The 17,771-nt window shown below is 60.1% G+C and carries 9 protein-coding genes and 1 pseudogene; 2 read left to right on the plus strand and 8 right to left on the minus strand.

Annotated elements, in window-relative coordinates; genetic code table 11:
* Positions 1–64 precede the first annotated feature (64 nt).
* Positions 65–2,941 carry a DNA polymerase I gene (gene polA / locus BHV64_RS10515; RefSeq protein WP_288115877.1) on the plus strand — a complete coding sequence of 959 codons (2,877 nt, stop codon included), beginning with the start codon at positions 65–67 and terminating at the stop codon, positions 2,939–2,941.
* 102 nt (positions 2,942–3,043) lie between these two features.
* On the plus strand, positions 3,044–4,048 hold the full coding sequence (locus BHV64_RS10520) for an aldo/keto reductase (protein WP_288115879.1): 1,005 nt from the start codon (positions 3,044–3,046) through the stop codon (positions 4,046–4,048).
* A gap of 241 nt (positions 4,049–4,289) precedes the next feature.
* On the opposite strand, the gene BHV64_RS10525 is transcribed toward BHV64_RS10520, so the two are convergent.
* The 8 genes and pseudogenes from BHV64_RS10525 to BHV64_RS10560 form a co-directional block, all read right to left on the minus strand.
* A complete protein-coding gene (locus BHV64_RS10525; protein WP_015546907.1) occupies positions 4,290–4,916 on the minus strand; it encodes an outer membrane beta-barrel protein in 627 nt (208 codons plus the stop codon).
* A 25-nt stretch (positions 4,917–4,941) separates the two neighbouring features.
* On the minus strand, positions 4,942–5,583 hold the full coding sequence (locus tag BHV64_RS10530) for a DUF4136 domain-containing protein (protein WP_022062169.1): 642 nt from the start codon (positions 5,581–5,583) through the stop codon (positions 4,942–4,944).
* A gap of 248 nt (positions 5,584–5,831) precedes the next feature.
* Positions 5,832–7,414: pseudogene (locus tag BHV64_RS13295) on the minus strand (DUF6377 domain-containing protein).
* A gap of 146 nt (positions 7,415–7,560) precedes the next feature.
* The gene (locus BHV64_RS10540) at positions 7,561–9,801 is read right to left on the minus strand and encodes a glycoside hydrolase family 31 protein (RefSeq protein ID WP_288115880.1); all 2,241 of its coding nucleotides are present in this window, start codon (positions 9,799–9,801) and stop codon (positions 7,561–7,563) included.
* Positions 9,802–9,882: 81 nt separating this feature from the next.
* Complete coding sequence (locus BHV64_RS10545; RefSeq protein ID WP_022062173.1) at positions 9,883–11,388, minus strand: calcineurin-like phosphoesterase C-terminal domain-containing protein; 1,506 nt, start codon at positions 11,386–11,388, stop codon at positions 9,883–9,885.
* Between the two features lie 80 nt (positions 11,389–11,468).
* Entirely contained in the window at positions 11,469–13,172 is a 1,704-nt protein-coding gene (locus tag BHV64_RS10550) for a RagB/SusD family nutrient uptake outer membrane protein (protein ID WP_149886870.1), read from the minus strand.
* Positions 13,173–13,190: 18 nt separating this feature from the next.
* Complete coding sequence (locus BHV64_RS10555) at positions 13,191–16,178, minus strand: SusC/RagA family TonB-linked outer membrane protein (RefSeq protein ID WP_022062175.1); 2,988 nt, start codon at positions 16,176–16,178, stop codon at positions 13,191–13,193.
* A gap of 39 nt (positions 16,179–16,217) precedes the next feature.
* On the minus strand, positions 16,218–17,744 hold the full coding sequence (locus BHV64_RS10560) for a BACON domain-containing protein (protein WP_022062176.1): 1,527 nt from the start codon (positions 17,742–17,744) through the stop codon (positions 16,218–16,220).
* Positions 17,745–17,771: the final 27 nt, after the last annotated feature.

Here is a 17,771-nt window from a genome sequence, read left to right on the forward strand (position 1 = left end):
GGCGGGTTTGTGAAAATGGCCGCAGCGGGGAAAAGGTGACTCTAATTGACGCAACTTATCTGATATGAAAAAACTCTTTCTGGTCGACGCCTATGCGTTGATTTTCAAGTATTACTATGCCTTTTTGGGCCATCCGATGCGTAACCGCGAGGGGATGAACACCTCCGTGGTGTTCGGCTTCGTGAAGTTCCTGCGCGACATCCAGAAACGCGAAAGGCCCGATCTGTTGGGCGTGGCGTTCGATCCCAAGGGCGGCAGCTTCCGCCGCGACATCTTTCCGGAATACAAGGCCAACCGTTCCGAAACCCCCGAGGACATCCTGCTTTCGATACCCTACGTGAAACGGGTGCTCGACGTGATGTGCATTCCGATTCTCGAAGTGGCGGGTTACGAGGCCGACGACGTGATCGGAACCCTTTCGCAGAAGGGTGTCGAAGCCGGTTACGACGTCTATATGGTGACGCCCGACAAGGATTACGGCCAGCTGGTGCGCGACAACTGCCGCATCTACAAACAGCGGGGCGCCGAGGGCAGCATCGAGATCGTCGACCGCGAGGCCATCCGCGAGAAGTACGGCATCGACGACCCGCAGCTGGTGCGCGACATCCTTGCGCTGTGGGGCGATGCCTCGGACAATATTCCCGGCGTCCCGGGCATCGGCGAGAAGATCGCCTGCAAACTGGTCCGGGAGTGGGGAACGGTGGAAAACATTCTGGAGAATGTCGGCAAAATTCCCGGAAAGCAGGGCGAGAAGATCGCCGGGTGGGCCGACAACCTGCGGCTGGCCAAGCGCCTGACGACCATCTGCCTCGACGTGCCGATCCCCTTCCGCGAGGAGGACCTCACGGTTTGCGACCCGCATATCGACCAGCTGCGCGGGATCTTCGCCGAATTGGATTTCAAGGCTTTTATGAACGATCTGACGAACCTCGCACCCGCCGAGCCGCTTCCCGAAGGTCCGCGTCAGGAGGCGCAGACCCAGCTGGCGGAGATGGCCCGCGCCAAGTCGGCCGCGGCGAAGAAGGCCGCGCTGGCGGGACAGGGCAATCTGTTCGGCGACCCCGTCGTGCCGCTTCCTGCGGCGCAGGAGGTTCCCGTGGCCGAACTTCAGGCCGAAGCCGAGGCGATGCAGTTCCGGACGGCCCAGACGACGCCCCACGAATACACGCTCGTGGAGAGCGCCGCGCAACTGCGCGAGGTGGTCGCCGCGGTCGGCAGATACCCCGAATTCTGTTTCGACACCGAGACCACGGGTTTCGACATCTTCAACGACCGCATCGTCGGGCTGTCGCTCGCCGTGGAACCGTTCAAAGCGTGGTACGTGCCTTTCCTGGAGAAGGATACGCCCGAGTATGCGGAGATCGTGCGGCCGCTGTTCGAGGATGAGAAGATCGCCAAGATCGGGCAGAACATCAAGTTCGACCTGATGGTGCTGCGCCGGCTGGGCATCACGATCCGGGGCCGCATGTACGACACGATGATCCTCCACTACCTGCTCGATCCCGAGTCGCGCCACAACATGAACGCCCTTGCGGAGAAATACCTCAATTACAAGCCCATCGAGATCGAAACGCTCATCGGCAAAGGCTCGAAGCAGCTGACGATGGACCTTGTGAACGTCGAACGCGTCAAGGAGTACGCCGCCGAGGATGCCGATGTGACGCTGCAACTCAAGCAGGCGCTCTACCCCATGATCGAGCAGATCGGCCTCCAGCACCTCTATTTCGAGATCGAGGAGCCGATGATCGCCGTGCTGGCCGACATCGAGATGGCGGGCGTGAGGATCGACTCCGAAGCGCTGGCGGTCTATGCCGTCGAGTTGAACCGCAAACTCGCGGAACTGGAGGCGGCGATCCGCACCGAGGCGGGCGAACCGAACCTGAACATCAACTCGGCGCGCCAGCTGGGCGAGGTGCTTTTCGGGAAAATGCGCATTGCCGAGAAGCCCAAGATGACCAAGACCAAGCAGTTCTGCACCGACGAGGACTACCTCCAGTCGTTCGCCCGCAAACACCGGATCGTCGATCTGATCCTCGAATACCGGGGCGTGAAGAAACTGCTTTCGACCTATGTCGAGGCGCTGCCCCAGCTGGTCAACCGCTCGACGGGGCGCATCCACACCTCGTTCAACCAGGCCGTGACGGCCACGGGACGCCTTTCGTCGACGAATCCCAATTTGCAGAACATCCCCGTCCGCGACGACATGGGCCGCCGCATCCGCAAGGCGTTCATCCCCTCGGACGACGATCACCTGCTGCTTTCGGCCGATTACAGCCAGGTCGAACTGCGACTGATGGCCCACCTTTCGGGCGACGAGTCGTTGATCGCGGCCTTCGAGCACGGCGAGGACATCCATGCCGCCACGGCCGCCAAGCTCTTCAACAAAACGCTCGACGAGGTGACCTCCGAAGAACGCCGCCGGGCCAAGACGGCCAATTTCGGCATCATCTACGGCATTTCGGCCTTCGGGTTGAGCCAGCGGCTCGAAATTCCGCGCAAGGAGGCCAAGGAGATCATCGACGGCTATTTCGCCTCCTACCCCGGGGTCAAGAAGTATATGGACAACGTGGTCGAGAAGGCCAAGGAGGAGGGTTTCGTCTCGACGATTTTCGGCCGCCGCCGCTACCTCAACGACATCGCGTCGCACAACGCCATCGCCCGCGGCCTTGCCGAGCGCAACGCCGTGAACGCCCCGATTCAGGGTTCTGCGGCCGACATTATGAAGATCGCCATGATCAACGTTCACCGGCGTTTCGCCGCCGAAGGCATCCGCTCGCGGGTGATCCTGCAAGTGCACGACGAACTGGTGGTCGACATGCTCCGCTCGGAGCAGGAGCGTGTCACGGCGATCGTCACCGAGTGCATGGAGTCCGCCGCGCAGCTCAAGGTCCGGCTGATCGCCGACGCCGGCGTGGGCGGCAACTGGCTGGAAGCGCATTGATTGTGGAAAAGTCACAACCGATGCGCCTTGCGCCTCCATTTCGACAAAACCTCTGAACCTCCCTTTGAAAAGGGAGGCTTTCGGGAATAACTGTTTACAGCCATGATTGAATCACCCTATCAACCTTCGCCCGACCGTTACGACGACGGTATGATCTACCGGCGCGCCGGGCGCAGCGGCGTGCTGCTGCCGGCCTTTTCGCTGGGTATGTGGCACAATTTCGGCAGCGGGCAGGCCTTCTCCAACGTGCAGCGGATGGCCCATTACGCCTTCGACCGCGGAATCACCCATTTCGACCTTGCGAACAACTACGGGCCGGCGTACGGCACGGCCGAGGAGAATTTCGGCCGTCTGATGGAACGCTCGTTCCGCCCCTACCGCGACGAAATGTTCATCGCGACCAAAGCGGGTTACGACATGTGGCCGGGACCCTACGGCAACTGGGGATCGCGCAAATACCTCACGGCGAGCCTCGACCAGAGCCTGCGCCGCATGAAACTCGATTACGTCGACATCTTCTATTCCCACCGCCACGACCCCGAGACGCCCCTTGAGGAGACCCTCCAGGCATTGGTCGACATCGTCCGCCGGGGCAAGGCGCTCTACGTCGGATTGTCGCGCTACCCGCTCGAAGCGGCGCGTTTCGCCTTCCGCTACCTCGCCGAACGCGACGTTCCGTGCCTGCTTTTTCAGGACCGGTACAATATCTTCAGCCGCCAGCCCGAAACTTCGGGCGTGCTGTCGCTTTCCGCCGCGTCGGGTTCGGGCTTCGTCGCCTTTTCGCCGCTGGCGCAGGGACTGCTGACGGGTCGTTACCTCGACGGCATTCCGCAGGATTCGCGCATGGCGGCGGGTCGTTCGTTGCAGCGCGAGGTGCTGACCGACGCGATGCTGGAACGGCTCCGCGCCCTGAACGACATCGCCCAGCAGCGCGGCCAAACGCTGGCCGAAATGGCGCTGGCATGGCTTCTGCGCGATAAACGCGTTACGTCGGTAATCGTCGGGGCCAGCTCCGCGGCGCAGATCGAAGACAACCTGCGGGCGTTGGAAAACGCCTCCTTCTCCGACGACGAGCTGGCGCGCATTGATGCCCTTTCGCGGGAATGACCCTCTTCCGAAGCCGAAAAAAAGACCCGATTTCCTGCGAAATCGGGTCTTTCGTGTCATGGGAAGGCGCTGCCGCTTCTGGCCGATGTAGAAAAGGCGGGGATGCGGGCGGCCGCCAGGGCGAAATAGTTTTCGGTCCTGCAAGATAGGTTTTTAAACCGGAACCGTCAAATCCGGACGCATGAAAACGCCGAACCCTGCAACGGGTCCGGCGTTCCGGTGAGGCGTCACCCAACGGGCGTCAGAAGGAGATACCGACGCGGATGCCGAAATTGTTGATGTTGTCCATCGAGTAAGTCAGCACGTCGCCGCTGTTGGTCGAGTAGCTGTAATAGAGCGCTACGTGGAACCCCAGCCGGTAGTCGGGCCTCGGGAATATCGACACGCCGATTTCGGGCGAGAGGTAGAATCCCCAGGTGTCGGTGTACTGCTTGATGATGTAGTAGTACGATGACATTTCGGCGTAGTTGGCGCCCAGCTTCAGACCCGCATATGGCTGGAATACGCTGTCGGTAAGCCAGTTGTATCGTCCCGTGACACCGAACGGCAGCTGGAACAGCGCGTGTTTCTGGTTGGTCGTCAGCGCCGATCCGTTGCCCAGATCGAGCGTCTGGCGCGAAATGCTCTGGAGGTTGGTCTGGTAGGAGATGAACGGACCGACGGTGATGGCCGGCGTGACGAAGTATCCGCCTTCGAAGTTCATGCCCCAGCCCGAGGCCTTGTCGGCGAAACCGGCGCCCAGAGGCACGCCTACCTGCCAGTCGATGTTGATGTAGGTGTTGGGGAATACCTGCGCTTTGCCCGGCATGGCCGCAGCGAGCATCAAGGCGCAGAAAGCGATGGTTTTGAGGTATTTCGATGTTTTCATAATCGGACGATTTTTTGCTGTTAAACTATTTGGCCAGGTAAGGAGACTGTTCGAATGCCTGCTCGACGGCGGCGATCGTGCGCTGCTGGTTGAGGTCGGCGTCGGAGGTCAGCAGGCCGCCGATGAAGCTGTCCCATACGATAGGCAGTTTCTTGCCGCTCTCCTGGTCGGCCTGGAGGTCCAGCATTTCCATCAGCAGCGAACCGGCCGTGTACCCGTAGTAAACGCTGTAAGGATAGTGCCATCCCACCCAGTCGCCCCAGTAGCCGGGAGCCCAGTAGTAGGGATAGTACCACCACCAGTAGGGATAGTCGTAGCCTACGAAGTAGGTCACTTTGCGGACGTAGCTGAGCTGGATGCCCACGCTGGCGGCGTCTTTGTCCTCGGTGCGCGTGTAGCCCGCATCGTCGAGTTTGCCGACCACCGTGCCGATGATCGCCATGGCGTCGGCGTCTTTCCAGTATTCGGTTTTGTCGCTGTTCCCGATGATCAGGATACTGTCGGGAATGTAGTAGGTGTCGATCGCGGCGAAGTCGGTGCCGGTATCGTGGGCGGTGTAGACCAGATAATCCCGGTGAAGGTCCGATGTCGAAGGCTCCTTCTGACACGCGCAGAACGCAACTGCAATGAGTGCGAACGCAAAGTAACGTAATTTTTTGACGTTCATGGTTGTTTAATTTTTTTGGTTTGCTGTCCCGACCATCGTTTCAAATTCCGTTCCCCGCGCGCGGGTTTCCCGGCGCAGGGCCCGAATCGCGTATAAAGAAGCCGTTTTCATGACACGGAGAACCCGATCCCCGCGTAAACGGCACACTGATAGCCGGTTGTCAAAACCGGTCCAGATCTGACAACCCGTATGAAACAGCCACTATGAAAGAATCCCCGCCGCAAATGGGCGATCCGTAAGAAATCCGGTCAGAGGCCGATGCGCCGAACCCGGTTTTCGAAATCGCTGCGCGAGCCGAGCGCCGAATTGCGGAGTTTGGTGCGATAGGTATAAACCGTTGCCGAAGCGCAGTTCAGAAAACTGGCGATGCAACCGCTGTCGGTGATCCCCAGCCGCATGACGGCCAGGATGCGCAGTTCGGTCGAAAGAGCCCCGTCCGAACGCACCGGAAAACGCGCCGGCTCTTCGAGCAACTCGTTGACCCGCTCTACGAAGTCGGGGAAGATGCCGAGGAACGTTTCGTCGAAGATGCGGTAGAAGTCGCGGTAATTGCGGTCCACATCCGAAGGCGACCGCAGTTTGCGCATCAGGGCCTCCGTACCGTCGGTTTTGGCGGTTTTTCGCAATTCCATCCGGTATTCGTCGACCCGGCCGATGTAATGCGTGGCGAGCTGCATGTAGCGGAACACATAACTGTCTTTGATCTTGTTGGCATCGCGCAGATGGTCGTTCACGATCCGGAACTGTTCGTTGCGTTCGTGAAGCCGCCTGTTGACTTCGTAAATCAGGGAGGTGTTGCGCCTCAGCCGCCGGTGCTGGCGCTGCGTGTGGAACACAGCAGGGCTATGATCACCAGCAGAAGCAGGAAAACGCTGACCATGACCGTCAGGATGCGGCTGCGGGAGTTGATGCTGTAAACCACGGCCTGATTGATGATCATCTCGGCCTGGCTCGAATGGAAGATGCGCGTGTTGTAGTTGCACGAAAGCATATCGGCGACCGTGCACTGAATGTAGCGGGCCGCACGCTCCATGTCCTTCTCCTCGAACATCATCAGCGCCAGTTCGTACAGGGAGAGGTACTCCCGGACGGGGGTTCGCAGGTCGTTCACCGCGGCGCGGGCGAGCCAGTATTTGCGCTGCTCGCGGTCGCCGAGGGTTTCGTATACGTTGGCTATGTTGTACGCCACGCGGGCCAGTGTCCGCGAACTCTGCCGGGGGTTGTAAAGCGGCAGCAGCACATCGAGCGCCTCGTCGCAACGCTGCTGCGACAGCAGGTCGATGGCCCGCAGCCGCTGGCGTGTGACGTACGAGTGTCCGTCGAAGCCGATGCGCACGCGCCGTATCCGGGCGAGTGTGTCGGCATAGGCCCTGCTGCGGGATTCGGAGGTGTTCTGCGAGGCGAGACGCCCGTAGACGACCATCTGCTGAGTGTAGTAGTTCGCACGCATCCGCTTGGTGATGCCTGCGGTATCGAGCGACCGAATCCGGTCGTAAGCGTCTTCGATGTTGTTGCGGCCGATCAGGACGGATATGTCGCAGGTGGTGGACAGAAACTTCATGTCCCGGCGGCCCGTGTGTTCGGCAAGGTCGTACATCAGGGCGACGTAACGGGCCGCCGTGTCGATGTTGTAAGTGATATAGGAATCGAACAGCCGATTGGCCGTCCTCCACCGCATCGTGTCGTCGGACGCGGTGCATAGTTCCCTCCGCAGCGAGTCTACTCGCCGTTCGAAACGTACCGCATAGAGGCCCTTACTTTCGATGACCTGATCCAACTGGTCGAGTATCTGTTCGTTATCACTCTCATGACAGGCACAAAGCAGAACCATACAGATCACAAAAACGAGGGGGGGGAGAACATGATCAACTTTTTCATCGGGACGCTTGTTCAAATATACAAATTTACAAAAAAAGACGAATCCCGCACCGTTTTCCGGCGGAGATTCGTCGCACGTTCCGGTCTTCGGCGGCCGGATCAACCGATGATTTCGATCTTCACCTCCCGGCGGATGTCAGCCGCGGGGACCTCTATCACATGGCATTTCAGCTTTTCATCGAACACAGGCTTCACGCTGCGGCCGCCGACCTTCGCTCTTTCGATCTTCCCGGCGGCGGGGAGCTGAAGCCGGTAGGCGCGTTTGACGACCTGACCTTCGTAAGAGCCTGCGGTGGGACGTACCGTTACGGTCGTCACCCGCCCCGTCCGGCGGTAATTGAGCTGCGTGGTCGCATACGCGCCCTGTTCGTAATCGCGGGTCACTCCGTCGTCCTCGTAGAGCGTATAGGTGTTGTCGGCATCGCCGGCCGAGGGGTAGACGCGCATGACGAGCGTCGTGAGCGGCGTCGAGGCCGGCCGCGGCGTATAGGGCTGCATGGGCAGCACCCAGCCTCCCCGGACGTAGAGCGGAAACTCTTCGAGCGGCTTGGATATTTCGCACTCCCGGCCGCCGTCGAAGCGTTCGTGGGTGAAGAAGTCGTACCAGACATCCTCTCCGGGGAACCACACCCGCTGCGAAGCGACCTTGTCGGGGCCCGTGCCGGGCGAGGCGATGGGAGCGGCGAGCAGCAGGTCCCCGAAAAGGAACTCCTGCTCGTTGCAGTACGCGCGTTCGTCGCCGCCGTATTCGATATACATCGGGCGGTTCAGCGGCACCATCGTCGAATGGGTCTGCCAGACGCTGCTGTAAACGTAGGGCATCAGCTCCGAGCGCATGTGGTACATGCGGCGCATGGCGGCGGTTTCGCGTTCGCCGCTGATCCACGGACGGCGGTCGAGCCGCGCATCCTTGGTCGAGTGCACGCGCAGGGCGGCCGACAAGGCTCCGAACTGCGTCCAGCGCACGGTAAGTTCGGGATTGGGGTCGCCGCGGAATCCGCCGATGTCGTGCGCCCAGTAGTAGCAGCCCGCATTGCCGCTGGCGGCCGTGAGCTTGACCTCGAAAGCCAGCATCTCCCAGTTGGCCTGCGCGTCGCCCGAGAACTGGATGGGATGGCGGTGGTCGCCCCACCCGGCCCAACGGCTGTAACCCGCGCCGCGCAGTCCTTTCCGCTCCGTTTCGCGGTAGTAAAGTTCGTTGATCCACTGCAACGAGGTGGAACGGTATCCCCGCACCTCGGGATAGAGGTAGTTCTGCTGCCAGTCGAGCCACCAGAAATCGACGCCCATATCCTCGGTGGTGTGATGGGCGTGTTTGAAGAAGGTCTCCATGTATTTGCGGTCGCCCAGGTCGAAAAGGAGCGGTTTGGCCGGATCGGCCCCCATATCCTTCATAAAGGCGCCGTACATCTCCTCGTGGGGACGGATGCCGTCGTGCGGATGGTCGTTGAGCGACACGGTCACGCCGCGGCGGTGCACCTCGGCGATCAGCGCTTCGGGATCGGGAATGCGTTCGCGCTCCCAGGTATAGCCCGTCCAACTGCGGCTGCCGGCATGACCGGTGCCGGTTCGGGCCGTGTAGGTGTGCCAGCCCATGTCGAAGACGAGGTTGTCGAGCGGGAAGTCGTTCTGCTCGTAGCCGTCGATGATCGAGAGGAACTCCTCGGAGGTGTAGTCCCAGTAGCGGCAGTACCAGACGCCGTGGATGTATTTGCGGGTCATCGGAACCCGTCCGCCGATGGCTCCCAGGTCGGCCAGCGCGGCCTTGTAGTCGTTGCCGTAGACGAAGCAGTACTGGTCCTGCACATGGCTGCGGGTGTCGCGCGGGCGGAGCCATCCATCGACCAGCAGGTCGGAGCGTTCGTCGTCGATCACGTACCAGCCGTCGCGGCTCAGCAACCCGTCCTGCATGGGGATTTCACCGGTGACGCGGTCGAGGGTTTCGACCGGACCGCCGAGGTTGTTGCGGAAGATGCAGCGGTTGGTGAACTTCTTTTCCTTGCCGTTGAGCTTGTAGTAGGCCGCGAAGTTGTGCAGTCCGAACGGGAAGCCGTCGTGCTCGTAGACGATACGCAGGGCCTCGGTCGTGATCTCGTAGCGGTCGCCGCCCAGCGCCCGCACCTCGAACCGGTCCGTGGGAAGCAGGTTCGAACGGTCGTAGGCGAAGATCGTGGGATCGTCGATGAATTTGCCGTCGCGGGCGAATTCCAGCCGGAAGAGCGTCGGCGTGATGAGCGTCAGGCGGTTCTCGCCGAAGACGAGCGGATTCCCTGATGGCTGTGCGACGGCCGAAAGTCCGCAGCTCAGCAAGAGCAGAAGTGTCGGGAAAAATTTTTTCATGGATTGAAAAACAGTTGAAAAATTCTCCGCACCGTTCATTCCGACGATGCGGAGAGGGGATTCGATTCTTCGTAATGGGTTCTATTCGTTCCGGATACTCTCGGTATAGACGTTTCCGTAGGGGTCGGACGCCTTTACCGTGACTTCGCTCCACGTCGCGGACGACGGTTCGTAATAGAACATGTGGTCGTTGTTCGTCTCCGGTTCGGCCGTCGGGCGGTGCTCGGGTTTGGTGTCGCCGTACATGAAGTCGTAGGCCCGGCGGTCCATCTCGTATTTCAGGTTCGATCCGGAGGGCAGGGTCGTCCAGGCGGCATCGTCCTCCCGGACCTCGACCGTCCAGGTGGAGTGCCAGTTGAAGATGTTGAAGATCAGCCCGTCGCGGTATTGCTCGGACACCGCCTGCCCGGGACCGTAGAGGTACATCTGGTACTCCTTGGGATAGGCCGTACCCTTATAATACCAGTTTGCGATCCGGTTGCCCTCGATCTCGTAGACCGCATAGCCCCGGGGGCTGCCGTCGTTGCACAGCTCCTCGCCGTTCCAGTAGGCGCCCATCACGGCGCCGAGCGTGTTCTCCTCGATGGTTTCGGAGATCGTCGTGGTGTAGTTGTTGTGCGAGTGTCCCGAAAGGATGCGGACATTGTATCCGTCGAGCAGGGCGTAGAGCTCCCGGTAGTTGGCGATGTGGCTCGTGGGGCGGTTGCGGCGCGAGGTGGCGATATGCACTCCTATGATGATGAGTTTGTCTTTGGGCACGTGTTTCAGGTCCTGTTCCAGCCATGCCATCTGCGCCTCGGTGATTTCGGCGGTGTAGTTGGAAGAGCCGGTGTAGAGCACGTCGTCGAGCACGACGAAGTGGCAGTCGCCGATGTTGTACGAATAATAGGTGGGGCCGAACGCCGCACGGAAACTGTGGTCGGCCTCCGTGTCCATGCCGATGGCCTTGTCGTGGTCGTGGTTGCCGATCACCTGGAAGACGGGTACGCCGATCTTCCGGATCTGCTCCTTGTAGACGCTGTGGAAAGGCATGTTGTCCCACACCAGGTCGCCCAGCGAAATGCCGTAGACCGGTTTGTCCAGCTGCTGTACGTAGGGCACCAGCAGGGGCAGCACCTCTTTTTCGAGCATCACGACCTCGTCGTCGCGGCCGATCTGCACGTCGGCCAGCGCCAGCAGGGTGAACCGCTCCTTTTTGCCGGTGCGTTCGAGCGTGAAACTGCGCTGCACAACGTCGTTGTCGCCCAAGGCGATCTTCTTATAGATCTTCGGCATGCCGTTCTCCACCGGGATCTCGCAGTCGGCGGGCACCGAGACGAACACGAACGGAGTGCTCTTCTTCACGCGCATCTGGTAGACCCCCTGCGCATCGGTGGTCGTTACGGTGAAGCCGTCGCTCACAACCGCGCCTTCGATCGGATTCTTGCCGTCGGTCACGCGGCCCACGAGGTTCATGCCGGGTTCGGGGGCGATGTCAACCTTTTCGTAAAGGCCGCCGAGTATTTGGGCGCCTTCGTCTTCGGAGCAGGCCGTGAACCCTCCGGCGAGCAGGACTATCAGCAGGTATTTGAACAGGTGTTTGATCATTGTTCGGTTTTTTTGTTTGGTTTATGAAAAGGCCGGATTTCTCCCCGGACACCCTCGGGCATCCGGGGAAAAGCGGCGTTCTACTCTTCGGCCGTACCTCCGTACCCCGGATTCTGCTTGATCAGGTTGTTGGCCGATATGGCCGAGTTGGGAATCGGGAAGCGGTTCATGTTCTTGTCATTCGAGGGGGTGTGGTCCCACCACGACTCGGAGGTGAACGCGCCCCAGCGGATCAGATCGGTGCGGCGGCGTCCCTCTCCGAGGAACTCGATCATCCATTCGTCGAGCATGCGGTATTCGTCGAGATTGTCCGCGGTCACGGGATCGGGGTCGTTGCGGTTCTCGAAGTTGCGCGCACGCACCTGATTGATCAGTTCGGCGGCCTCTTTCTTGTGCCCGGCGCGCAGTTCGCATTCGGCCAGCATGTAATAGATCTCCGACAGGCGGATGACCGGACAGTCGGGATTCCAGCGCAGCTGCTTGTCCGCAAGGTTGGGCTGCGGGGATTTCACCAGACGGATGCCCGAATTCTCCTCGCCGTCGGCCATCGTCGAAGTCAGTTCGGCCACCGAGCCGTATTTGCTGCCCACCTCCGAGAAGCGGGCCACCTGATCCACCATGTCGATGACTTTGCCGCTGTACTCTTTCTGTCCCAGGCACACTTTGGTCGGATCGTCGAAGTTGACCTGCTTGCCGACGAGGAACATGCCCTCGTATCGCTTGTTGCCGAGATAGCGGTAGGGCTTCTTGCGCAGGTCCTTGTCGTTGAACTTGCGGTAGGGGCTGCCCAGCTTCCACTGGGTGTAGTAGCTCCCCTGCGGGTTGAGCGAAGGCGTCAGGATGAAGCCGTTGTAACCGGCGGTTTCGATGTCGAAATAGACATAGGACGAATTGTGGTAGAAATACTTGAAATACCAGCTCCACTCGACCTTCGAGTTCTCCGACGGAACGTTCCAGATCGCCTCGTGCGAAGAGTCGTTGTCGAACGTGTGGGGGCCGTACCACGTGTCGTCCAGTTCGTAGACGCCGTAAAGGCCGCCGATGATGTCGCGGCAGATCTGCGCGCATTCGTCGAAGTGTTCCTCGCCGATGTACGCTTCGGCGTTGAAATAGAGCTGGGCCAGCATCGCCGCCGCGGCAGCCTGCTTGATGTAGCCGTCCTCCGGGGCTCCGAGCGAGGATTTCTTCGCCAGGGCGGGAATGGCGTTTTTGAGCAGCGTTTCGACGTGCCGGTAGGTTTCGAGCGCCGTATTGCGGGGGCGCAGACCGTCGTTCACCGAATGGTAAATCGGCATCCCTCCGAAATAGTCGAGACCTTTCATGTAGAAGTAGGCCGTGATGGCGTTCAGCTGGTTGATGTGGTCGGCCTTGACGGCGTCGCTGAGCCCGATGGCGTTGTAATCGACGCTTTCCAGATCGGCTTTGGCCTCCAGAGCCCGCGAAATGCCGCCCGTCGTGCCGTCGTAGGTGTTCACGACGAAACGGTCGTCGGGCGACCAGGTGTGGTAGTGCAGGCGGTAGTACTCTCCGCCGTTGTACCAGTCCGCGCCGCGTTTGGGACAGGTCATTTCGTCGGTCGTCAGTTCCTGGAGGTACCAGCGGTCGGCGCCGATGTACCACTTCCAATGGGTGAAGGGGCGGCACAGCACGGCATAGGTGCTCTCGGGCGAGGTGAAGAACGTGTCGGGGGTCACCTCCGAATAGAACTTCTCGTTGAGATCGCAGGAAGGCGCGGAGAGTGCGGCCGCTCCGGCCAATACGGCTGCTATATGTTTGAATTTCATATTCATCTCTGATTTTGTTTAGAACGTTAATTGCACGCCGAGCGTGAAACGGGTCGTCTGCGGATACATCGACGCCGTGTTGTTCACATACTCGAAACCGGGGTTCAGGCCGTTGATGTCTACCTCGGGGTTGATGCCGTTGTAATCGGTGAATACGGCCACGTCGCGGATCGTCAAGTAGATCTTGGCCGACTGGATGTAGCGCGTCCACCTTTTCAGGTCGAGCGTGTAGCCGAGGTTGATGGCGTCGATTTTGAGGAAGGAGGCGTCGTCGATCCAGTAGTCGCAGAGGATCTTTTCGTCCTTGATGTTGCGGTTGCGCGTATAGGCCGACTTGAGGACGTTGAGCTGCGAATCGTTGGCCAGTCCGTAGTACATGTTGACCTGGCTGAACACGTCGTAATCGAGCCAGCTGCGCAGGAAGACCGACAGGTCCCAGTTCTTGTAGCGGAACGTGTGGTCCCACGAAAGGATCACTTTCGGAATGGCGTTGCCCACGAAGTGCTTGTTTTCGGCGACGAGATTCGACTTGGTGCCGTCCACGGCAGGCACGATCTCGTTGTTCTTGTCGTAGATCATCCATTTGCCGTCCTCGTCGAGTCCGGCATACTTGTAGACGAAGAACTGGCCGATCTCGACGTCGTTTTGCAGGCGCACGGCCGTGCCCGGGTTGCCCGGCGAGGGGAAGGTCACCTGGTCGAGGAAGTAGCCGTCGTCGCCCAGACGCTTGATTTTGCTCTTGTTATGCGACAGGCGCAGGCTGGACGTATAGCGGAAATTCTTGCTGCGGACGATGTCGCCGCCCAATTCGAATTCCCAGCCCTTGTTTTCCAGACTGCCGATGTTCTTCATCACCGTATCGTGCACCATCGGGGGCATCGGGGCGTTGACTTCGTAGAGCATGTCATCGACCTTGCGGTGGTAGATGTCGAACTTGCCCCACAGCCGGTCGTCGAACAGCGAGAAGTCCAGACCGAAATTCAGCTCCGATTTCTCCTCCCATTTGAGGTCGGGGTTGACGTTGCGGACCGAACCGTAGCCGGGCTGCCAGATGCCGTTGGTCGGCCACATGTCGTTGGCCTTGTACATGCGGGTCGTGTAACCGTTTCCGAAGCCGTTGTTGCCCGTGACGCCGTAGCCCAGGCGGACTTTGAGGTCGTTGACCCACCTCACGTCGCGCAGGAACGTCTCGTTCGAGATGCGCCAGCCTCCGGAGAGGGCCCAGAAGTTACCCCAGCGGTTGTTCGCGCCGAATTTCGAGGAACCCTCGCGGCGGAAGCTCGCGCTCACCATGTAGCGGTCCCTGTACGAATAGTTGGCGCGGCCGAACAGCGAGAGCAGCCGTTCGCGCGGGTCCTTGCCCGAGTCCATCGTGGCACGCCCTTCCGAGAGGTACGAACCCACGCCCATATCCCACGGACCGACCCCATCGACCGGGAAGTCGTAGTTCGCCATGTTGAAATCTTCGCCGCCGGCCTGCCAGAAACTATAACCGGCAACCGCGTCGAGCGTATGGTCCTCGCGGAAAACCTTGTGGTAGTTGGCATAGGCTTCGATCGAGACCCGGTTGTCCTTGCTGAACTTGTGCGACGCTCCGCCGCGGCGGCTGTTGTCGATCGACTCCTTGTGGTCGTGCGAAACGTAGGTGTACTGCTGATACTGGCGTTTGTCGATACCCACGGTACCCTGCAACGAAAGACCTTTCATCAGGTTGATTTTCACGGTCGCATCGGCCAGCAGCCACTGGTCCTTGCCGTTGTTCGTGCGCAGCATGATGTCGGCCACGGGGTTGAAGCTCGTTCCCGAGATGCCGTTGCCGACGACGTTGTAGTTCGACGGATTGGCGGGGTCGCGGAGCGGAATGGTCGGGTTGAGCCCGAAAGCCATCTTGAAGATGCCCGACGAGTTGCGGTTGTCGCGCTCGGCCTCGCGGAACTGGGCGTTGGTGCGGATCTCGACCACTCCGTCGAAAAGGTTGAACTTGGCGTTGACGCGGCCCGAGTAGTCCTTGCGGTTGTCGCCGATGACGATGCCTTTCTGGTTCTGCGCCATGAAGGAGGTGTAGACCTGCGCCACGTTCGATCCGCCCGAAATGCTCACCGAATGGCGCTGCGAAAACGGAAGCTCGTTGGTAAGCTCCTTGTACCAGTCGGTGTCGTGACCGTAGTCCTCGCCGAGTCCGTACTCGACGTACTCGCTTGATGAGAGCAGGTCGGGGGTCTTGCGGATGGCCTCGACCGAGAATTCGCCCGTATAACGCGCCGTTACGCGGCCCTGCCGGGCCTGTTTGGTCGTGACGAGGATCACACCGCCGGCGGCGCGCGTGCCGTAGATGGCGCCTGCCGAGGCGTCTTTGAGCACGTCTACCGACTCGATGTCCTCCTGATTGAGCGCGCGCATGTCGCCGCCGGGGATGCCGTCGATGATCACGAGCGGACCTTTGCTGGCGTTGACCGAAGCCACGCCGCGCAGCTGGAAGTCGTTGCTGCTGTTGGGGCTGGCGCTGCCCGAAATGGTCAGGCCGGGAATCTTGCCCTGAAGCGCCGTGGCGATGGTCGAGCCGCCCATGCCGGCCACCAGATCGTCGCCCTTGATCGAGGAGATGGACGAAGTCACCGACTTCTTCTCCATCGTGCCGTAGCCGATCACGACGACATCTTTCAGCATCTGGCTGTCTTCCTCCAGAACGATGTCGAGCACCGACTGCGCGCTGACCTTGACGGTCTGCTCCACATAGCCGATGTAGGAGATTTTCAGTTCGCCTCCGGCAGGAACCCCGATCGTGAAACGACCGTCGGCCCCCGTCGTCGCACCTGTCGTCGTGCCGACCACCACGACCGTGGCGCCGATGAGCGGTTCTCCGGCCTTATCGGTCACCTTGCCGCTCACCTGGTTGCGGTTCTGAGCCTGCGCCAGCGACGCGGCCGCCGTCAGCACCAGGCAGAACACGAAACGCAGAAAATACCCTGCATAGGATTTTCCCGTATCTGCAAATCTGTTTTTCATATCTGTCTTCTTGTTTTTCATTGATTTGACACCGCAGGACTATTCGGCTGCGATCTTCGTCATTTTGATGTCGTCGAGGAACCAGCGGAAGTAGCCGTTTTGTCCCTGCTGGGTCGAACGGATAACAATCCGGGTGTCGGCCGTAATGCCGTAAAGCTTCACGCTCATCGGAGTCCATCCCCAACTCGGAGCCGGTGTCATCGGCTCGCACAACTTCTCCGAATCACCGTTCACGGTACCGGGACCGGCAGTGATTTCGACCGTGACGGTAACACCGTCCGGAGTTCCCGAACCGCCGATATTGGCACAGGTTTCCATCGACAGCTCGACATCGGTACTCTGGCCGGCCTTAACTCCGATTGCAGGAAGAATGACGCCCGTCTGAATATTTTTACCTCCCATATGAAGATAATCGGAAGCGATGAAAAGACAATTCGCATCCGGATTGAAGTCGGTGAGACCGCATTTCGCCCAAGCCGCCTTAATCTCATCGTTCTTCTGTACGCTGAGACGCGTCCATTTGGTGCCATTGAGCCCCACCTGGTCGTCCATACCAAACGGAATGGCCCAGTCGAACGGCTCGTTATAATAGACATGCCCGACCTGCTGGCCGTCGTCCTCGAACAGATTGTCCTTGGCGTTCTGGCTGACACTTACGGTCTCTTCGAGTCCGGTCTGCGCAGTGACGATCTTCACTTCTCCGCTGCGGAGAGCCCCCGTACCGTTCTCTCCGACCGTGAGCGTCACCTCGGTTTCGCCCGCATCGCCCGAAGCCGGGCTGAGCGTCAGCCAGCCGTCGGCGGTCGAGGTCCATGCCTCGGCGGCAGTAACCGTGAACGTCAGCGGCGTGCGCTCCTCGTCGGCAAAGCCGAACTTATTGACCCTGAACGACGTTGCGGAAACTTTCAGCCCCTCGAGGTTCTGGGTCACGGTGACGGTCGCACGCTTCGAACCGGCGACCACGACGAATGTGCCGGTACGCACGGCGCCGGTCGTATTCTGGGCGATCGTCAGCTCTACGTCCTCTTCGCCGGCTTTGCCCGAGGTTTTCGAGGGAGTGATCCAACCGCTGTCCCCGGAGGGCTCGATCGTCCAGTCGCTGTTCGCGGAGATATAGACCGAGGCTTTCTCGCCCGTTTCCAGCAGGCCGGATCTGACGACGGTGAGTTTGCCCGGGGAGACCATCAGGGCGTCGATTTTGAGTTTCTGGGTGACAGCGACCGTTCGCCGCGAACCGCCGCCCTCGAATATGACATAGCCTTCGCGGTCTTTGCCCGTGTCGTTTTCGTCGATCGCAAGGAAGATGCGCGTACGGCCGCGGTCTCCCTCCGTGTGGGTCGGATGTATCCACTCCTCGACGTAGGTCGCCTGCCACGCATGGTTCGACCCGAGGTCGAAATTGACCGTTTCGCCGTTGGCCGTCAAACCGTTGTATTCCACTTCGATCTCCTGTTTGGAAACCGTGATGAACGCATCGGGATCGTCGTCGTCGCAGGCCGTGAAGAGGGGGCCCGACAGCAGCAACAGGGCGGACGACGCCCGGATTATTATGTATTTGAAATCCATTGTTATTCTGATTTTGAGTTGATTGCG

Origin of the sequence: Alistipes sp. 56_sp_Nov_56_25 (assembly GCF_001915285.1) — a bacterium.
GTDB classification, from domain to species: Bacteria; Bacteroidota; Bacteroidia; order Bacteroidales; family Rikenellaceae; genus Alistipes; species Alistipes shahii.